At 35.0% G+C, this 18976-nt stretch carries 19 protein-coding genes; 4 read left to right on the top strand and 15 right to left on the bottom strand.

Annotated elements, in window-relative coordinates:
• Positions 1-48 precede the first annotated feature (48 nt).
• From KCG49_RS15090 to dnaK, 4 genes are all read right to left on the bottom strand, one after another.
• Positions 49-1110 carry a hypothetical protein gene (locus tag KCG49_RS15090; protein WP_218547685.1) on the bottom strand — a complete coding sequence of 354 codons (1062 nt, stop codon included), beginning with the start codon at positions 1108-1110 and terminating at the stop codon, positions 49-51.
• Between the two features lie 27 nt (positions 1111-1137).
• Positions 1138-1902 carry a hypothetical protein gene (locus tag KCG49_RS15085; RefSeq protein ID WP_218547684.1) on the bottom strand — a complete coding sequence of 255 codons (765 nt, stop codon included), beginning with the start codon at positions 1900-1902 and terminating at the stop codon, positions 1138-1140.
• Positions 1889-2455: an RNA polymerase sigma factor gene (locus tag KCG49_RS15080; protein WP_218547683.1), complete on the bottom strand. Its 567-nt coding sequence runs from the start codon at positions 2453-2455 to the stop codon at positions 1889-1891. Before KCG49_RS15080 ends, KCG49_RS15085 begins: the two co-directional genes overlap by 14 nt.
• Positions 2456-2607: 152 nt before the next feature.
• Positions 2608-4515 (bottom strand): molecular chaperone DnaK, encoded by a 1908-nt coding sequence (gene dnaK, locus KCG49_RS15075; RefSeq protein WP_218547682.1) that lies wholly within the window; start codon positions 4513-4515, stop codon positions 2608-2610.
• Between the two features lie 214 nt (positions 4516-4729).
• Between dnaK and KCG49_RS15070 the strand changes: the two genes are divergently transcribed.
• Both KCG49_RS15070 and KCG49_RS15065 read left to right on the top strand, forming a co-directional pair.
• Positions 4730-5227, top strand: coding sequence for a hypothetical protein (locus KCG49_RS15070; RefSeq protein ID WP_218547681.1), 498 nt, complete (start codon positions 4730-4732; stop codon positions 5225-5227).
• 113 nt (positions 5228-5340) lie between these two features.
• Positions 5341-6765 carry an L-serine ammonia-lyase gene (locus KCG49_RS15065; RefSeq protein WP_218547680.1) on the top strand — a complete coding sequence of 475 codons (1425 nt, stop codon included), beginning with the start codon at positions 5341-5343 and terminating at the stop codon, positions 6763-6765.
• A 64-nt stretch (positions 6766-6829) separates the two neighbouring features.
• Here KCG49_RS15065 and KCG49_RS15060 read toward each other — a convergent pair whose 3' ends face one another.
• Positions 6830-7288 carry a nuclear transport factor 2 family protein gene (locus KCG49_RS15060; RefSeq protein ID WP_218547679.1) on the bottom strand — a complete coding sequence of 153 codons (459 nt, stop codon included), beginning with the start codon at positions 7286-7288 and terminating at the stop codon, positions 6830-6832.
• A gap of 109 nt (positions 7289-7397) precedes the next feature.
• Between KCG49_RS15060 and panB the strand changes: the two genes are divergently transcribed.
• Together panB and KCG49_RS15050 are read left to right on the top strand one after the other, a co-directional pair.
• Entirely contained in the window at positions 7398-8216 is an 819-nt protein-coding gene (gene panB / locus KCG49_RS15055) for a 3-methyl-2-oxobutanoate hydroxymethyltransferase (protein ID WP_218547677.1), read from the top strand.
• Positions 8217-8263: 47 nt separating this feature from the next.
• The gene (locus KCG49_RS15050; protein ID WP_218547674.1) at positions 8264-8962 is read left to right on the top strand and encodes an RluA family pseudouridine synthase; all 699 of its coding nucleotides are present in this window, start codon (positions 8264-8266) and stop codon (positions 8960-8962) included.
• Here KCG49_RS15050 and KCG49_RS15045 read toward each other — a convergent pair.
• From KCG49_RS15045 to KCG49_RS15000, 10 genes are all read right to left on the bottom strand, one after another.
• Positions 8959-9783, bottom strand: a complete 825-nt coding sequence (locus tag KCG49_RS15045) for a sensor histidine kinase (protein WP_218547673.1) — start codon at positions 9781-9783, stop codon at positions 8959-8961. The two genes, KCG49_RS15050 and KCG49_RS15045, sit on opposite strands and share 4 nt — an antisense overlap.
• A gap of 651 nt (positions 9784-10434) precedes the next feature.
• The gene (locus tag KCG49_RS15040; protein ID WP_218547672.1) at positions 10435-10947 is read right to left on the bottom strand and encodes a hypothetical protein; all 513 of its coding nucleotides are present in this window, start codon (positions 10945-10947) and stop codon (positions 10435-10437) included.
• Positions 10948-10990: 43 nt separating this feature from the next.
• The gene (locus KCG49_RS15035) at positions 10991-11380 is read right to left on the bottom strand and encodes a hypothetical protein (RefSeq protein WP_218547670.1); all 390 of its coding nucleotides are present in this window, start codon (positions 11378-11380) and stop codon (positions 10991-10993) included.
• A 130-nt stretch (positions 11381-11510) separates the two neighbouring features.
• Positions 11511-12362 carry a 5-oxoprolinase subunit C family protein gene (locus KCG49_RS15030; protein ID WP_218547668.1) on the bottom strand — a complete coding sequence of 284 codons (852 nt, stop codon included), beginning with the start codon at positions 12360-12362 and terminating at the stop codon, positions 11511-11513.
• Complete coding sequence (gene pxpB, locus KCG49_RS15025) at positions 12355-13086, bottom strand: 5-oxoprolinase subunit PxpB (protein ID WP_218547667.1); 732 nt, start codon at positions 13084-13086, stop codon at positions 12355-12357. Before pxpB ends, KCG49_RS15030 begins: the two co-directional genes overlap by 8 nt.
• A 9-nt stretch (positions 13087-13095) precedes the next feature.
• On the bottom strand, positions 13096-13842 hold the full coding sequence (gene pxpA, locus KCG49_RS15020) for a 5-oxoprolinase subunit PxpA (protein ID WP_218547665.1): 747 nt from the start codon (positions 13840-13842) through the stop codon (positions 13096-13098).
• Between the two features lie 40 nt (positions 13843-13882).
• Positions 13883-15112 carry an Nramp family divalent metal transporter gene (locus KCG49_RS15015; protein WP_218547700.1) on the bottom strand — a complete coding sequence of 410 codons (1230 nt, stop codon included), beginning with the start codon at positions 15110-15112 and terminating at the stop codon, positions 13883-13885.
• Positions 15109-16221 carry a DUF2891 domain-containing protein gene (locus KCG49_RS15010; RefSeq protein ID WP_218547663.1) on the bottom strand — a complete coding sequence of 371 codons (1113 nt, stop codon included), beginning with the start codon at positions 16219-16221 and terminating at the stop codon, positions 15109-15111. The genes KCG49_RS15015 and KCG49_RS15010 overlap by 4 nt, the downstream gene beginning before the upstream one ends.
• A 92-nt stretch (positions 16222-16313) precedes the next feature.
• On the bottom strand, positions 16314-17852 hold the full coding sequence (locus KCG49_RS15005) for a YifB family Mg chelatase-like AAA ATPase (protein ID WP_218547662.1): 1539 nt from the start codon (positions 17850-17852) through the stop codon (positions 16314-16316).
• A 127-nt stretch (positions 17853-17979) separates the two neighbouring features.
• Positions 17980-18939 carry a YheT family hydrolase gene (locus KCG49_RS15000; RefSeq protein WP_218547660.1) on the bottom strand — a complete coding sequence of 320 codons (960 nt, stop codon included), beginning with the start codon at positions 18937-18939 and terminating at the stop codon, positions 17980-17982.
• Between the last annotated feature and the right edge of the window lie 37 nt (positions 18940-18976).

Here is an 18976-nt window from a genome sequence, read left to right as displayed (position 1 = left end):
ACGCAACTATTAATTTAGTTGCGTTTTTTGTATAAATATTTACCTTGTTTAATTAAAATCGAATCGTAATGCAACCGCTAGGCTGTTGACCTCTTGAGGATTGTTTCTAAACACACTATTAACATTATATTTGGCATAGATACTTACATCACCAAAACCAATGTAAGCACTTGGACCAAAAATAACATCATTGATATTAAAACTATCATTTTGATTGACTCTTATTCGTTTTCCATCCTCATCATTATACCTTATAAATTGTCTGGTTGCCAACCTAAAGGCTACAAAGCCACCGACTCCTAGTCTAAAACCTTCTTGTGATCTTAAATAGGTTTGATTGGTTTTCTTATCAAATTGTGGTTTGGAAAAATCAAGCTCTAAGTGTACAGGTAATCCAATATAAATACTAGACAAATAGGATCTTCTAATGTTAAAACCTGAATCTTGTAATGTGGTTTGATTACCATTTGTCACAAAAATATCATCATCCTTTTCTGGTCGAATTTCATCGATCATGGTTGAAAATCCTAATTTTAAATTCCAAAGGTTGTCAGATTCCTTAAGACGATATTTAAATGAAAAGCCAACTTCACCATATCCAAAAGGACTGGTTTTAAAACCATCACCGTAAAACCCATCTGTATCACCACTAATAATATTGGCACCTAAGGCCACAACAAATTGACTGGTCCATCGTTTTTCTACTTTAAGTCCTGTAATACTATCCTTATAATAATTATCGTCTATACCAAAAATTGAGGAAAACGATGTATTACTTTCATCATCGTTCATAGCTATGTTACCGCTGACTTTGTTTCTTATCAATGTCTGCAATTTTTGCTCTTCTAAGGCTACAGCATTATTAATTCTTTCTGCGTAAACCTCGGCAATTCGCTTTTTTTCAGCTTCTGCTTCTGCAGCAGTGAATTCTTTCTTATCTAATTTCTTGTCGATTTTTTTCAGTTCTTTCTTTAATGCACGTTTTTCCACTGAAGTAATAGAATCGATACGTTGTGCTATTTGAGATGCTTTCTTTTCAAAAACGGAGTTTTGAGCTAGGACATTTTGTGTTAAACCTAATAGAATAAACAATACAATAATATTTCGCATGATAAGATAAATTTTAAAGGTTAAAAATTAATTTTTAAAATTTCTGTTAGCCACAGAGGTCTTTATTTTTTTAAGTTGTCTGGCAGTTCGCTTAAAAATACTTTTGTTTGCCTCATCAAATAATTGGCGTTCCATTTCCACCAGCAGTTGATTAGAGTTTAAATAAGTAGCTGGAGTCTTTGTGTTGGGTTCAAAAAATTTCGTTGTGCTGTCATTTACTACTGTAGCCATCAATTCTTTAGCTGTGATATAAGAAAAATGTTTTAATGGTTCTTTTTCTGTTGTATCTGTTCTAATTTCTGATTTGGCGACTACTCTACTCGAATCAACCAAATTTAGAGGTAGTTTCAATACCAGCTCATTTGCCTTGCGAATAGGCTTAGATGAATCTTTATAGATTTCGGAATTTATCTGTGCTATATTTTTAGCATTTTTGTGCGTAAACACATGTTTGTTTGATGATGGAGAAACTTTAAACTCATGGCTATCTTCTTGTTTCTTAATTTCTTGATCGACCAATACATCATTTGGCTTTATATCAGATTTGCGATTTTCAATTGTAATTTGGGCAGGTTGCTCAACATCTAAATTGTTAGACAACAAGCGAACTCCCAACAAGGAAAAGAACAAAACAATGGAAGCTGCAATACCATAGTACAACCAAGGTGTCTTTTTCTTTTTAGGCTTACCATTTAGTACAGCAATAAGATGTTCTCTTGCCTCAGCACTTGGAGTAATTTCGGACTCCTTAAGGCTTATTTTTACAAATTCCTCTATATTATTTGGTTCCATACTTATTAGAATTTAAATGTTTAAGGTGCAACCTTAATAGCTTTTTGGCATGTGCCAATTGTGACTTTGACGTTCCTATACTTATATTTAAAAGCTCGGAAATTTCTCTATGCTTATACCCTTCCATAACATAAAGGTTGAACACCGTCTTACAACCTATAGGCAATCCATTAATGGCATCTCGTATATATTGTGTATCATCTTGGTGTGTATTTGATTTTGTTTGACTAAAGTGGTAATCACCGAGTTCTACTGTGTTGAAAGTATTTTTTTTAATACGTAAATGCGAAATACATTCTCGTACCATAATACGACGTAACCATCCTTCAAAACTGCCGTAAGGTTCATACCTGTTAATATTTAAAAATGCTTTATGAAATGCCATAATCATAACATCTTCTGCAAACTGTAAATCTTTAATGTATTGTCTGCAACACCCCAGCATTTTTGCCGAAAACTGATCATAAAGTGCCAGCTGCGCTTTTTGATTGGACTGTTTTGCTTGTCTAATCAACTCGTCAATATCTTTATAGATTGGTATCAGCTTTGACATTATTAGGTGTTCTATAAATAAAAACGGTTTTTAAATTAAAATGGTTGGATGCAAATTGAAAAAATTACAGAATTTAAAATAAAAAAACGCAATCAAATTAATGATTGCGTTTCTATTATGTAAATCCTTCTTCTTTTGGAAGAGAGAAATTATTATTTAACTTCTTCGAAATCCACATCTTCAACATCGCTGCTCTCATCAGCTGGTTGACCTTGTGCTCCTGCATCAGGACCTGCTTCGCCACCTTGCTGTGCTTCAGCTTGTGCTTTGTACATTTCTTCACTCGCTACTTTCCAAGCTTCATTTATTTTCTCTAAAGCTGGGTCTATAACAGCAATATCCTTAGTTTCATAAGCTTTCTTCAACTCTTCAAGTGCATCTTCGATTGGCTTTTTCTTATCATCAGATAATTTATCACCAAACTCCTCTAATTGCTTTTCAGTTTGAAAGATCATTCCATCTGCTTGATTTAACTTATCAGCAGTCTCTTTAGCTTTGGCATCTGCATCTGCATTGGCTTCTGCTTCAGCTTTCATCTTTTGGATTTCCTCTTCTGTCAATCCAGATGAAGCTTCAATTCTAATATCTTGTTTCTTACCTGTTGCTTTGTCTTCAGCAGATACTTTAATGATACCATTAGCGTCAATATCAAACGTTACCTCAATCTGAGGTGTTCCTCGTCTTGCTGGTGGAATTCCATCTAAGTGGAAACGACCAATCGTTTTATTGTCCGCAGCCATTGGACGTTCACCTTGTAATACGTGAATCTCTACCGATGGCTGATTGTCTGCTGCTGTTGAGAATACTTGTGATTTCTTAGTCGGAATCGTTGTATTTGCTTCAATCAACTTTGTCATGACGTTACCCATAGTTTCGATACCAAGTGATAATGGTGTTACGTCTAATAAAAGTACATCTTTTACATCACCAGTTAATACACCACCTTGGATACCAGCACCTAGAGATACTACTTCATCTGGGTTTACACCTTTACTTGGTGCCTTTCCGAAGAACTTCTCTACAGCCTCTTGTACCGCTGGAATACGTGTGGAACCACCTACTAAAATTACCTCGTCAATATCAGATTTAGATAAACCTGCAGCTTTTAAAGCCGTTTCACATGGTTCAATGGTACGCTTGATTAAATCGTCAATTAACTGCTCAAATTTAGAGCGTGTCAATGTACGTACCAAGTGCTTTGGTCCACTAGCTGTGGCGGTAACGTAAGGTAAATTAATTTCTGTTTGTGCAGAAGATGATAATTCAATCTTAGCTTTTTCTGCAGCTTCTTTAAGACGTTGTAAAGCCATTGGATCTTTACGTAAGTCCATATCTTCATCTGCAATAAACTCTTCGGCTAACCAATCAATGATTCTTTCGTCTACATCGTCACCACCTAAGTGCGTGTCACCGTCAGTAGATAATACTTCAAATACTCCATCTCCTAATTCTAGGATAGATACATCATGCGTACCACCACCAAAATCGAATACTACAATTTTCTGGTCAGTAGATTTTTTGTCTAATCCATAAGCCAGTGCTGCTGCTGTCGGTTCATTAATAATACGTCTTACTTTTAAGCCCGCAATTTCGCCAGCTTCTTTAGTTGCTTGACGTTGTGCATCATTAAAATATGCCGGTACTGTAATTACAGCTTCAGATACGTCTGTACCTAGATAATCTTCAGCAGTTTTCTTCATTTTTTGAAGAATCATAGCTGATAATTCTTGTGGAGTATACAAGCGACCATCAATATCCACTCGTGGCGTATCGTTATCACCTTTTACTACTTTATATGGTACACGTTCTGCTTCTTTTTTAGACTCAGAATATTTATTCCCCATAAAACGCTTAATAGAATAAACCGTTTTTGTTGGGTTAGTTACTGCTTGTCTTTTTGCTGGATCACCAACTTTAATTTCACCACCTTCAACGAAAGCGATAACTGAAGGAGTTGTTCGTTTACCTTCAGCGTTTGGGATGACAACCGGCTCATTACCTTCCATTACAGAAACGCAAGAGTTGGTTGTTCCTAAATCAATTCCAATAATCTTACTCATAATATTAGTGTATATATTTTATTGTGTTTTATTTTTAAACTCGCCATATATAAGTCAAGTTTTATGCCATGACAGAAATTGTGACATGATGTCACGTTGAAACAGAAACTGAAGTTGAATTTGAAGTAAAAATCAATAACATCAATAAAAAATAAACTCTCATTTATTACACTTTGGAACACCCTTTGATAAGGTAAAAGAAAAACTATTAATTATGAGACGTATATTATCCTTCATTTCAGTATTTGCATTATTATTAACAGCCTGCGAAGGTGATCCTGGACCTCAAGGTCCACCTGGTTTTGATGGAAGAGATGGAATAGCCATACCAGCAGCATTTGAAATTCAATTAGACTTTACAGCACCTAACTACGATTTTATTGAACCTTACGGTTTTGAAGTATTACCCACTGATGTAACTCTAGTCTACATTTCATGGGACATAGACAACGGCCAAGATGTGTGGAGGCTAGTACCACAGACTGTAATTTTTGACGATGGCAATGACTTAGTTTACAACTACGATTTTACACAAACTGATGTTCGCTTTTTCTTAGAAGGCTCTAATTTAGACATCTTAGGTCCAGAGTGGACACAAGCTCAGGTATTTAGAGTTGTTGTTGTGCCTGCCGATAATATTGGACGTTTAGACCTGTCCGATTTAGATGCTGTAATGAATATGTACGGAATCGAGGAATTCACAAGACGTTAACTTAACCTATATATAAATTAGTTAGCAGCCTTGGTTTAAACCAAGGCTATTTTTTATGTATAAATCCAACCAAACAAAATGTATATTTGTGAAACACTAAATCAATAAATTAAATGGAATGTATCTCGGTTTTTGATATGCTTAAAATTGGCATAGGCCCGTCGAGTTCTCACACCTTAGGACCTTGGCGAGCTGCTGAGCGTTGGATACAAGAATTGAAAGTTAAAAATCGTTTTGATAAGGTTGAAAAGATAACTGTTGATTTATACGGTTCTTTATCTCTAACAGGAAAAGGGCACGCAACTGATTATGCTGTTTTACTTGGGCTAAGTGGTGCTGACCCAGAACGTATTCCGGTTGAGACCATTGATATTATTATTGCTGACATAAAAAATACGAATACGCTTTTCTTCAACAATGAAAAAAAATTGCTATTCGATGTAAAACAGCAGATTGTATTTAATCGAAAATTTTTACCCTTCCATGCCAATGGAATGACATTTTCAGCCTTAATTAATGGTAGAAATTATAAATCAACCTACTATTCTATTGGTGGCGGATTTGTAGTACAGGAAGAACGTAAAATTTCAAAGGCTAATAAAATTATCTTCTACTGTACCTTTCCTTATCCTATTTCTTATGGTGATGAACTATTAAAGTTTTGCAAACAATTAGAGTTACCCATTTCTGGAGTTGTTTTAGAAAATGAAAAATCCATTCGTGATATGGATTCCATTGATTTTGAATTAAATCGTGTATGGAATACCATGCTAGAATGTATGTATACCGGCTGCCATACAGAAGGAAATTTACCAGGAGGGCTCAATGTTAGACGACGTGCTTACGACATACACGAAAACTTGATTGGTGATTTTAAATATGAAAATCATGAGGAATGGCTAAAAACCATAAGAAAAACGGAAGTTAAATTTCGGCAAATTTTAAAATGGGTAAGCTGTTTTGCTTTAGCCGTAAATGAAGTTAATGCTTCATTGGGTCGCGTGGTCACAGCACCAACCAATGGAAGTGCTGGCGTGATTCCCGCAGTATTAATGTATTATATGGTCATTGAAAACCATGATGCTGACTTCGAACACGTTAAAAGGTTCTTGTTAGTGGCGGGTGAAATTGGAAGTATCTTTAAAAAAGGAGCAACCATAAGTGCTGCCATGGGAGGATGCCAAGCAGAAATTGGTGTATCCTCTGCCATGGCTGCTGGAGCATTATGCGAATTACTTGGTGGCACACCAGAACAGGTTTTAGTAGCTGCTGAAATTGCCATGGAACATCACTTAGGGTTAACCTGCGATCCTATTGGTGGTTTGGTACAAGTACCATGTATAGAACGTAATTCTATGGGAGCCATTAAAGCCATTAATGCCGCAGAACTGGCTTTAGACACAGATCCAAACAATGTAAAGGTCCCATTGGATAAAGTCGTTAATACCATGTGGGAAACTGCCAAGGATATGAATACTAAATACAAGGAAACCTCAGAAGGTGGTCTTGCAATTGGTGTAAATTTAACGGATTGCTAAAACCCTTCTAAACCTTATAAAAGGGAAGACTTTTACTCATGCGGATATGGATTAGATAAGGTTTTCATTTTTTACATCCTTCTCGTCGTCTTGTATCTACCATGTAAAAAACTTTCCATTTTTCGTCTTCTTTAATGAGTTGGAAAGAATTGACTCCACAATGGCTAAAATTTCCATTGAACCAAAATTCATATTGTGTCCAAGCATTTGCCATATGGCCATCTATTTGAATATTAAAATCCAAAAGTTTTTCTTCAAATTTTGCATCCTCTGGTATGCTGGCTAACATTTTGACGAATTGATTATAATCACTTTCCTGTAAAACTGTTTTACCTTCGGCATTTACTGATATGGATTGCATTTTAATATTACCCTTAGCCATCGTTTTTAACATTGTTGTATCTTTTTTGTGGAAAGCCTCAAAGAATTCGACAATAGTTGCCTTTACAGCTTCAACTTCAGCATTTTGAGCATTGATATTGTAGCCTAGGCATACGATACAGATGAGTGTTATTTTTTTCATGATTGATAAAGTTTTGCCTTAAAGTAAAGATTCAATGGTATTTCTGTTATAGATTAAACAAAAGTTTAACAAATCTCATTATTTTTACAACCCACATAATTTATTCATAATGTCCGTAGCAAAAAAAGAATACAAAAGAATTACCGTGAAAACTTTAGTTGACATGAAGTCTAAAGGTGAAAAAATATCTATGCTCACCGCTTACGATTATACCATGGCAAAAATTGTTGACGGTGCTGGTGTAGATGTAATTTTGGTCGGTGATTCTGCAAGTAATGTCATGGCAGGTCATGAAACGACTTTACCTATAACACTAGATCAAATGATATACCACGCCTCTTCAGTAGTAAGAGCTATAGACAGAGCTTTGGTTGTTGTAGATTTACCATTTGGAACATACCAAAGTGACCCTAAAGAAGCTTTACGCTCTGCTATACGTATTATGAAAGAATCTGGTGGACACGCAGTAAAACTTGAGGGCGGAAAGGAAATTAAAGATTCCATTAAACGTATTCTCAATGCGGGAATCCCAGTAATGGGACATTTGGGCCTGACACCACAATCCATTTATAAATTCGGAACATATACCGTAAGAGCCAAGGAAGAACAAGAAGCGCAACAACTTAAAGATGATGCCGTTATGCTTGAAAAAGCAGGTTGTTTTGCTATTGTGTTAGAGAAAATCCCAGCAGCTCTAGCCAAGGAAGTAGCGGAGAGTGTATCTATTCCTGTAATTGGCATCGGTGCCGGTGATGGTGTGGATGGGCAGGTTTTAGTGCTTCATGATATGATTGGTATGACCCACGAATTTAACCCAAGATTTTTACGTCGCTATATGAATCTGTACGAAGATATGACCAAAGCTATCGGGCTATATGTTGATGATGTAAAATCGAAAGATTTTCCAAACGATAAGGAACAGTATTAACTCACAGCGGCTATATACAGTTAATACAAAATCTTAGTTCTTTTAACATGTCTAAAGCTTTATCCCATAAATCCAACCTACAGGTACTTTACGAAGACAATCACATCATAATAGTGAATAAGCGCGCAGGTGATATTGTACAGGGTGATAAAACTGGAGATAAGCCTTTGAGCAATGTTGTAAAGGAATACATTAAAGATAAATATAACAAACCTGGAAATGTTTATCTTGGTGTGGTACACCGTTTAGACAGACCTACTACAGGGATTGTTCTTTTCTCCAAAACTAGCAAAGCATTACCGAGACTTAACAAATTGTTTGCTGAAAAAAAAGCTAAAAAAACCTATTGGGCATTAGTGAAAAATATACCGCCAAAGGCTTCGGAGAGATTGGTGCATTGGCTGAAAAAAAATCCTAAAAACAATAAATCAACCGCATACAACAAAGAAGTAGAAGGTAGCAAAAAGGCAATACTAACTTACAAACTGATTAAAAAACTAGATAATTTTTACTTGTTAGAGATTAATTTAGAAACCGGTAGACATCACCAAATACGCTGTCAGTTATCTAAAATTGGATGCCCCATAAAGGGTGATTTAAAATACGGTTTCGATCGCAGTAATAAGGATGCGAGCATAAGTCTACATGCAAAAAGACTAGAGTTTGTACATCCTGTAAAAAAAGAGAGCCTCAGCATTACAGCTCCATTACCAAAAAATACACTTTGGCAAGCTTGCGAAGTTTAGTCCATTCTATATGGGTATGCCAAACTAAGTATAGTTCCACTTTCTGGTTGGGAAACTAATTGAAAATCAGCATTAATAAGCTCGGCACGTTTTTTCATATTGGTCATACCAGAACCCAGTTCTGCTTCCGCAATATCAAAACCAATACCGTCATCTTCAATTTTAATTTTCAGAAATTCCTTATCATAATCTATCGTTACGCTCAGATTTTCGGCATTAGCATATTTTATAGTATTTGAAATAAATTCCTGTAAAATTCTAAACAAGATGATCTCGTCTTTTTTGTTTTCAAAATTCAATTTTTCTCCCCTGACGATAAACTTTGCTTCTATCAATCCAGACTTATTTAAACGATCAATTTCATTTTTAACCGTGGCATCAAAACCTAAATTAAAAATAACATCACTATTTAAAGATTTTGATAACGCTCTTACCTCAGATAAACTTTCCTTTAAAGCATCAGAGGCATTATTGACTTTGGATTTTACATCGTCTTCAACCAATTTACCGGCAGCATTCATTTGCATTGTAGCAAATGATAAGAGCTGACCAACATTATCATGCAGCTCTCTACCTACATGTTTTAAGGTTTCTTCTTGAATCTCTTGCTGTGCATCGGAAAGCTCTTCTTCAAACCTTTGTTGTTGTTTTAGCTTATCTATTAATAGCTGGTTTTTTCGTTTTTGAAATGTCAGGAAAAAAATCACAAAAACTACAACTATAGTAAATAAAAAAAAGGCAACATAAGCCAAAAGAGCAATCTCTTCGTCACTTATTGACTTTTGAAGCGTATTGTATATAGAAAGGCAAATGTAAAACATGAATAGAGAAAGATATTAACTATAAATAGATAAATGTGCCTAAATTCGATAAAGTTTTTATTGACTGCATAAATATATCCATCAAAAATAAACAAAGGTGTTACACATAAGTACCATAAAAGCAAACCAGAACTAATATAGAATACCGGCAATCGATAAAAGCGTAAAATTTTATCGCTTTTTAATAACTGTTTATAATAAAGCATTACGAAAATAAACACTATAAATGTTTCCAATAAAACATCATATGGTAGAGAGTTAGAAAAGAATGTGCCACTTATTGCAAAGTATAAAATTGAACATACAACATAAACGACAACTGCAGATTTTACAATAATTTTTGATAATGTATCATGTAATACTTGCGAATAGAACTTCCCAAATATCAGTATAGATACAAAAGAATATATATTGTAAATCCATATGTTGGAACAGAAAACGCTATTCTTTATCCAAACAAACCACTTATTGTCATAATTGTTTTGAAATAAATGCCCATACATTCCAATGGTTTCAATAAAAACAACAAACCATAGATACCAAATGAAGATTTTCATTTGGCTATCCATAGTTTTTAAATAATAATAAGTCCCTGCTAATGCAGCTATTAGCTCTATAATATGTATGGCTAATATGTAATTAGACATATATTTATTGCGGGTAATTAGCACTTGGCGGATCACCATGCCCACCTTTATTTAAACCATCGGCTTGCAGTATATCATTACTATTACCTCCTTGCAAAGAGGGCACCATATTCCCTTCAGATGTGTTCTTAGTTCCTGTAGGTACAAAAAACATGGTTGTTAATCCTGTTTTATCTTTAGAATTTGGATAAGCCCCCAAATATAGTCTTAAACCGTCCATGGTATAACCTAGTTCTCCAGCTTGGTTTTCAGCATAATTAATATAATTTTGAATGTCTTCAATTGACCACCAAGAAGACCTGTTATCTTTTTCTTTAGTATTTCTAAAGAGTGAATCGCTAATGATTTTATGTCTAATATCATAAGCTCTATCTAAGGTCCTGGCCTCTTTTGATGAAATTAAACCTGCAGGTTTTAAAATTTCTGGTGGTTCAGTAATACCATCATTACAGCAATAAAAATACATAGCTAGGGCACCTAATATGATACCTAGAATAAGTAATCCGAAATTTTTCATAATAAGTCAATTTAAATTGGTTAATATTAAATAGATGTAAGTGTTACTGTGGGTAATTTGCATTAGGTGGATCTCCTTGACTTCCTTTATTCAGTCCACTAGCTTGTTTAATGTCATGGCTTTGTCCATTACTTTCCTTACCAATTTCATTGCTTGACGTTGGAATGATAAACGATGTTGAATAGCCAGCTTCACCTTCCTCTTCTGGATAAGCACCGCAATAAATACGTATACCATCCATTTCGTAACCGAGTTCTTTTGCCTGTTCTTTAGCATAACTCAAAAAGTTTTCGATTTCTTCGAGAGAGTACCAAATGGATCTGTTGTCTGGGCGTTTTGTAATGTCTTTGCTTACAAGTTCACAACGTGGTGTGTAAGTATCATTTAAAATTTTTGCCTGTTCAGGAGTAATTAAGCCTTTAGGATTGCTCATTTTTTTGTTAGTTTAGAAGTTAATTTATTAGTATTGAGTGTACTAATTGAAGGGTTTAGGGATTATTGGATTTGTCTAAAATTATACAATTTATTGCAGACTACAAGCTTTTATTATAATTTTTCTTACGCTACCTATCTTTTAGTCTGATTTTTAGAGTATTTCCTGTTGTTTTTTGGCTTAAAATATTGATTGCTCTTTCTGTTAGTTGCAATACCCTTGGATATCCTCCCGTAGTTTGACAATCGCGCATTAGAACTATTAAATTTCCTTTTGGCGTTAATTGTACTGTACCGGGCAATACAGGTGACGTTATCATAGGTGCAAAAGCATTACTAAATAAAGGTTCTAGCTGATAGGCCATTCTATTGTTTTGCTTCGAAACTCTCAATTCCATATTTAATAAAAGCTCTTTTTGATTATTAGAAAGCAAATTGAACTCGGCCCCAGTATAAACCTCTAAAGTTTTATCTGATAAAATTGAAGCATTATATTTAACAGAAACATTCGATTCTATAAATTCATTATCATAGTCATTGTAATTAAGAATATCCCCTTTACTAATCGATCTGAATTTGGTAATTGGGCTGTACTGACTTCGACTTTCCAAAACAAAATCTGACTTTAAGCCACCTTTAACTGCCATGTAAGTTCTAAATCCTTTGGTTACTTGTCCAAATCTTAATATATCACTGGTCTTAACCTTAAAAACAGTATTCTGCCTTATCACCTTCTCATTCAATTTCGGATTCATATATGCCCCAGAAATAGCTATTAAACTAGGTTTTGAAAATTGAAATGCACCACCAAGCATGGTCATTTCCAAAACAGCAGCATCATTCTTATTGCCTAAAAGCGCATTAGCAAATTGACTAGAATACAAATCCATAGCTCCAGAGATTGGAACACCATATTTACGGTATCCAAATCGTCCATTATCCTGAATCGTAGAATAAAACCCTGATTTTAAAACCTTAAACATTTTTTTTGACTGGTTTTAATTGAAATGAAGATTTTGTGATACGCTCATTTATATCAATATATTCGGATTTATCAATAGGCTTAAATTTTATTTTGTCCCCAGATTCAATAAAACATGGCGGGTTGACATTAGCATTAAATAGCTCAATAGGGGTTCTTCCAATAATATGCCATCCTCCTGGGCTATCTTGGGGATAAATTCCCGTTTGTTGTCCTCCTATAGCGACTGATCCTTTTTTTACATTCAAATTCGGAGTAGCTTTCCGATCTAAATGTAACTTATTATACAGTCCTCCTAAGTATAAAAACCCAGGCAAAAAACCAATAAAAAAAACAGTGTAAATTTGTTCTGAATGCAATTTTATAAGTTCTGGAATTTCAAGCCCTTTTTCTTTAGAAAATCCATCCAAATCCTCACCAAATTTCCGATTATAACAAACAGGGATTTCCCAAATTGAAGATTGAAAATCTAATATTGATTTTTGCGCTTCATATAATGACTTTAATTCTAAAAATTTATCATTGACACTATCAATAGTAAAATTATAAATAATTAATATTGAGTTATATGAATTGATTACCTCAACTTTTTGTTTAATATATTTTTTTTGAATACTATTTTTAAAATTTAAGATAGACTTTAAAATATTTTCATCGATAATCGCAGGCCATTCTATTAAAATTGAATGTTCATTATATTGAAAATATTTAAGACTATAATCCATGAAAAAAAGTTACTGAATTTTAATACCTTTTTTGGGCAATTCTTCGTTCAAGTATTTTAGAATTTGCAATGCATTTTTGGTATCGCCATGAACACAAAATGTAGAAGCTTTTATCTCTACTTCTACCCCATTTATGGATATCACTTTTCGCTGGTTTATCATTTTTAATACATGCTTCAAAACCTCATTCGTATGACTCAAAATTGCATTATCCTTTTTTCTAGAAACCAGTGATAAATCATTATTATAGTTTCTATCAGCAAACGCTTCATAAATAACATTAATTTTTGCTTTAGTAGCTAATTCAGCAATAACTGATCTATAAGGCGCATAAAGTGCTAAAGGCAATGCTATACTTTTTATCACTTCGATTATAACCTTTGCAGCCTTTTCATCTCTGTTCGCTAAGTTATACAATGCACCATGTGGCTTAATATGATGCAGCTGAACACTTTCGGCATAGAGCACATCTTGTAAAGCTCTAATTTGGGCTTTTAAGCTAGAATACAAATCTGCCGCAATCATATCTACCACTATTCTTCCAAAATTAGCCTTGTCTGGAAATGATGGATGTGCGCCAACTTTAACGCTATGCTTCTTCGCCAATCTAACAACTTTGGTCATGGTTTCTAAATTGCCCGCATGGCCACCACAAGCAATGTTACAAGAAGACAGATAAGGCATTAAGTTAGGTTCGTTGTTTAAGCCCTCGCCTACATCTGCATTTATATCAACTATTTTATATTGCTTTTCCATTATATTCCAAAAGTCTTCTCAAGGGAATAGTTTAGTGATGTTATTGAAAAACTTTAAAAACACTTAAAATTCCTTTTACACCTAAAAAGATAGTGATAATCAAAATAAGAATTCCTAAAATATTTTGAAGCTTGGAATTTTTATAAGTTCCCAAAACTGATGATTTATTGACTATCCATAATAAAAACCCAGCAATAACAGGTAACAGCAAACCATTTGCAATCTGAGCAAATTTTATGATTTCTATAGATTTAAATCCCATTGAAGAGAATAGCACACCCAAACCCAGAATAAAAATCCAAACGGCTCTAAAGCGAGCAGATTTTAAATTTGTTTTCCAGCCCAAACACCCACTTGCCACATAAGCTGCAGCAAGAGGTGCGGTTATAGCACTTGTAATACCTGCTGCAAATAGACCAATTGATAAAAAGTATTTGGCATTGATACCAAACAAAGGCTCTAGTCCTTTTGCTAAATCGGCAGCGTTAGATATATTCTGCGATGGAATTGCTGAAGCCGAAACGATAATACACATAGATACTATGCCACCTAAAACAACAGCAATTATGGTGTCTTTTCTGGCGTGATGTAAATCGCTTTGTTCTCTCCATTTGGTCTTAGCCAATGAAGCATGTAAAAACAAATTATAAGGCACTACGGTTGTACCAATCAATCCAATAATAGTTAGTACACTTTTTTCTGAAATTTTAGGAACCACCATTCCTTTAAAAATCTCCAATAGATTCGGTTTTGTAATAATAGCTGTAGTCAAAAACGCCAAACTCATTAAAATAACCAAAGACACCAAGGTTTTTTCAAGAACTTTATAATTCCCTATATATAATATAACAAAAGCAATAGCACCTATTATAATTGGGAGGAGTGCAAAATCTGAGTTACCAATAGCAATTTTGGGATTACCAAAAATAGTTTGTATTCCCAAAGCCCCTCCGCTAATGTTTCCTGCTTCGTAAGCAGCGTTGCCAACCACTATGGCTGACAATATTAGGATAATAGCCAATCCTCTTGTAATCGGGTTTTTAATTTCTTCTCGGATAACTTCGGACAACCCCTTCTGGGATACAATACCTAATCGCGCAGCCATTTCTTGCAAAACCATGGTCGCAAAAACCGACAACACCATTGCCCAAAGTAACGCATAACCAAAATTAACGCCAGCCAAAGTACAGACCGTAACCGTTCCTGGACCGATAAAAGCAGCTGCGACCAATGGCCCCGGACCAATGTTTTTAAAGAATTTCTTCATTATTCATCTATAGAATTCAAGGCGTATATGGCAAAACTGCCCAACCAATGCCCTCCTTCGTAACTATCGCCAACAATGCTTGGTAACGAATAATTAATATGTTGATTGGCAATATTTTTAAGATGTTGAAACTCTGGTAAATCTTTAGCAATATAGTTTAAACTCCAAGCCCTAGAAAAGTTAACACCATCGAGATGTACTAACTTTCCATCGGTTCTATCTGACACTTTCCCTGTTTCAATATTAAACGCTTTATCTTTTAGCTGAGGTAAAAATTTATCTATCCAAGTTTTAAATTCCTCCCTAGACAATACACGCTTCATTAAAGCCGCTTCTTCCAAACATGGCGATAAAAAATCAAATCCACTTGGCTCCCAGCTCAATGGGCAATCTTCATCATTCATATAGAAATCTTTGGCACGCTGCTCAATTAGGGATTTTAATTCTGTATGATTCAAAGTCACTGCATAATCGTATGCAAAGCTTAGTCCGAATGCTGTATTAGGATGCTCACCTACTCTTATCGGATAATTAAGCTTTGGTAAAAACTCTATATAATGCTCTACAATTACATCTGTTAGTGGCTGTAGATTGGTTTCAGCTTTTCTTGCCACAACATGATCCCACTTGTGCAATTCTTCTGCTAGTTTCAATAACCAAGCCCAACCGTATGTACGTTCATAGGACTTGTTGTGTTTGCCATGAAAGTATTCAACCTCTTTTTCAATATTAACTTTAGAAATGCTCTCTAACAACCACTGATTAATCTCTCTTCGCTTTTCTAAATCTGGGAACTGGCGCATTAAACTTACCATACTCCAATGCCCATGTACGGCAGAATGCCAATCGAAACAACCAAAAAATGTAGGATGTAATGCTTTTGGTGATTTTAAATCGTTATCACTTCCTAGTGTTTGACCTAGTTTATTCGGATATTCTGTATTGACACATGCTAAAGGTAATTCGGCTAAACGATTGGCTTGCCTCAGATTTAGTGCTGGAATTTCGACTTTTTTAACCTCAACTGTTGCTGTTTCGAGTTTTTCTTTTTTTGGAGTGTTACAACTCAACAAAACTATGAATATTATAAAAATAGAGTTGTGTTTTTTCATAAGTTTTACTTTAAAGATGGGTTATTAGACCTTGCCAAGGTAATCAATTAGAAAGTTTCACTTAATATTTTAATATGTATAAACAGACTAATTCACCCCAACCAACCCTCACGGTCTAGACTACGGTACTGAATCGCTTCACTGATATGATTGCCCAAAACATTTTCAGAGCTTTCTAAATCTGCAATGGTTCTGGCCACTTTTAGAATCCTGTCGTAAGCTCTTGCAGAGAGATTTAAACGTTCCATAGCAGATTTTAATAATTGAAGGGAAGCTTCATCTAACTTACAGTACTCACGAATTTGTTTTGTATTCATTTGTGCATTATAATGCACATTTTCTAAATCTTTGAAGCGTTCAGTTTGTTTTTGTCTGGCTTCAGTGACACGCGCTCTTATCTCAACCGAAGATTCTCCTTTTCTGTCATTAGATAATTTTTCAAATGGAACCGGTGTCACCTCAATATGAATATCGATACGATCCAAAAGCGGTCCTGAAATTTTGCTTAAATAACGTTGCATTTCAGCTGGACTGGACGTTACAGGTGCATTTGGATCGTTAAAATAACCCCCAGGGCTTGGATTCATACTCGCCACCAACATAAACGAACTTGGGTAAGTTACCGTAAATTTCGCTCTAGAAATTGTAACTTCTCTATCCTCCAAGGGTTGACGCATTACTTCTAAAACTTCGCGCTTAAATTCGGGCAATTCATCCAAAAACAATACACCGTTGTGCGATAAGGAAATCTCCCCTGGTTGTGGGTAGCTTCCTCCACCGACTAGAGCTACATTTGAAATGGTATGGTGCGGACTGCGAAATGGCCGTTGTGCCATCAAACCTGCGTGTGCTTTCACCCTACCAACTACAGAATGAATTTTTGTAGTTTCTAAAGCTTCGTGCAGCGTCATGGGAGGTAAAATGCTTGGTAGGCGCTTTGCCAACATTGTTTTTCCACTTCCTGGCGGGCCAATAAGAATAATATTATGCCCACCTGCCGCTGCAATTTCCATACAGCGTTTTATGCTTTCTTGCCCCTTGACATCGGCAAAATCGAACTCAGGAAAGTTAAGGCTTTTTGAAAATTCGGCTCGTGTATCTATGATGGTCGGCTCCAGAGGTTCCCCTTTATCAAAATGCTCTATAACTTGAGTAATATTATCTACACCATAGACTGTTAAATCATTAACGATAGCAGCTTCTTTGGCATTTTGACTTGGCAGTATGAAATACTTAAAGCCTTCTTCTCTAGCTTTTACGGCAATAGGCAAAGCTCCTTTTATGGGTTGTAGTGAGCCGTCTAGTGACAATTCGCCCATGATTAAATAATCTTCTAAGTTTTCAGCTTTAACCTGATTTGATGCTGACAAAATCCCAATTGCCAAAGTTAGGTCGTACGCACTACCCTCTTTACGTAAATCGGCAGGTGCCATATTTATGGTTATCTTTTTCCCAGGAATTCTATAGTCGTTATTCTGAAGTGCAGCAGCAATTCGATAATTACTTTCTTTAATCGCATTGTCAGGAAGCCCCACTAAGTGATACCCAACTCCCTTGTCTACATTGACCTCAACAGTTATGGTTGAAGCTTCCACACCGAAAACGGCACTTGCAAATACTTTTTTGAGCATTGATAATTAGTTTTTTTAAATGTAGGAAAATTGGTGTTAATAAAAAAAACCTTACAAAATTAAATTTTGTAAGGTTTTGTATTTATAAAATGAGGGCTTCACTTACGACTTTGCTAAAACTATATAATCATAAACCAGTAACGAACTCCAAAGCACGCCATTCATTATAATAAATATTTCGTTTATCTATAAAACCAACATGTCCGCCATATTTAGGCATTTCTAAATACAAATTTGAATTTTGCTTGACCTCTTTTACAGGATAGCATGAAGCAGATAAAAAAGAATCATTTAATGCATTAATAATCAAGCTCGGAACTTTTACATTAGTTAGAAACTGTAAACTACTGGCCCGTTCATAATAGTCAAAAGCATCTTTAAAACCATGTGCTTTTGAGGTATAAACATGATCAAAATCAATTAAACTTTTTATTGAATTAAAATCTGCAATAGATATGTTATCAGGAAACTGAATTAATTTAGGTTTTAGTTTTTCTTTTAGATGTTGCAAAAACCGAATGGCGTAATGCTTATTCTTTAAACTCAATAATTCATCACACGAACCTTTTAAATCACATGGTGTAGAAATGGCAATTACCGCCTTTATTTCTTTGGGTACAACATTACGTTCACCGACATATTTTAAAGCCATATTAGCACCAAGACTAATACCTTTGATGTAAATTTCCTGATATTGGTTTTTTTCTAAAATATGATTAACAACAGCTTCTAAATCTTCTGTAGCACCAGAATGGTAACTGCGGTATAGCTTGTTAGGTTCCCCACTACAACCTCTAAAGTTTACGGCACAAGCATCAACACCATTATCATTAAACAGTTTAGCTGTTCCTGTTATGTATGGTCGCTGTGCATGGCCTTCTAAGCCATGGAGTAAAATGATAACTTTACCTGATTTTTCTTTAGCGTAACTCCAATCTAAATCTAAAAAATCATTGTCAGACAGTATTATGCGCTCTCGTGTTTGCACTACTCCAACAACTTTTCGAGCTAATCCTGAAAAAACTGTAGACACAAAACTTTTCTTAGCCCAAAATGGTGGTTTATACGTAGATTGTATTACTGGCATAAAAAAGCCTTTTTAATTTCCCAAAGCGGAAAATGAT

This window comes from Winogradskyella luteola, from assembly GCF_019203985.1.
Classification (GTDB): Bacteria; Bacteroidota; Bacteroidia; order Flavobacteriales; family Flavobacteriaceae; genus Winogradskyella; species Winogradskyella luteola.
The sequence above is the reverse complement of the archived record's forward strand: the minus strand, read 5'-3'. Positions and strand labels throughout refer to the sequence as shown.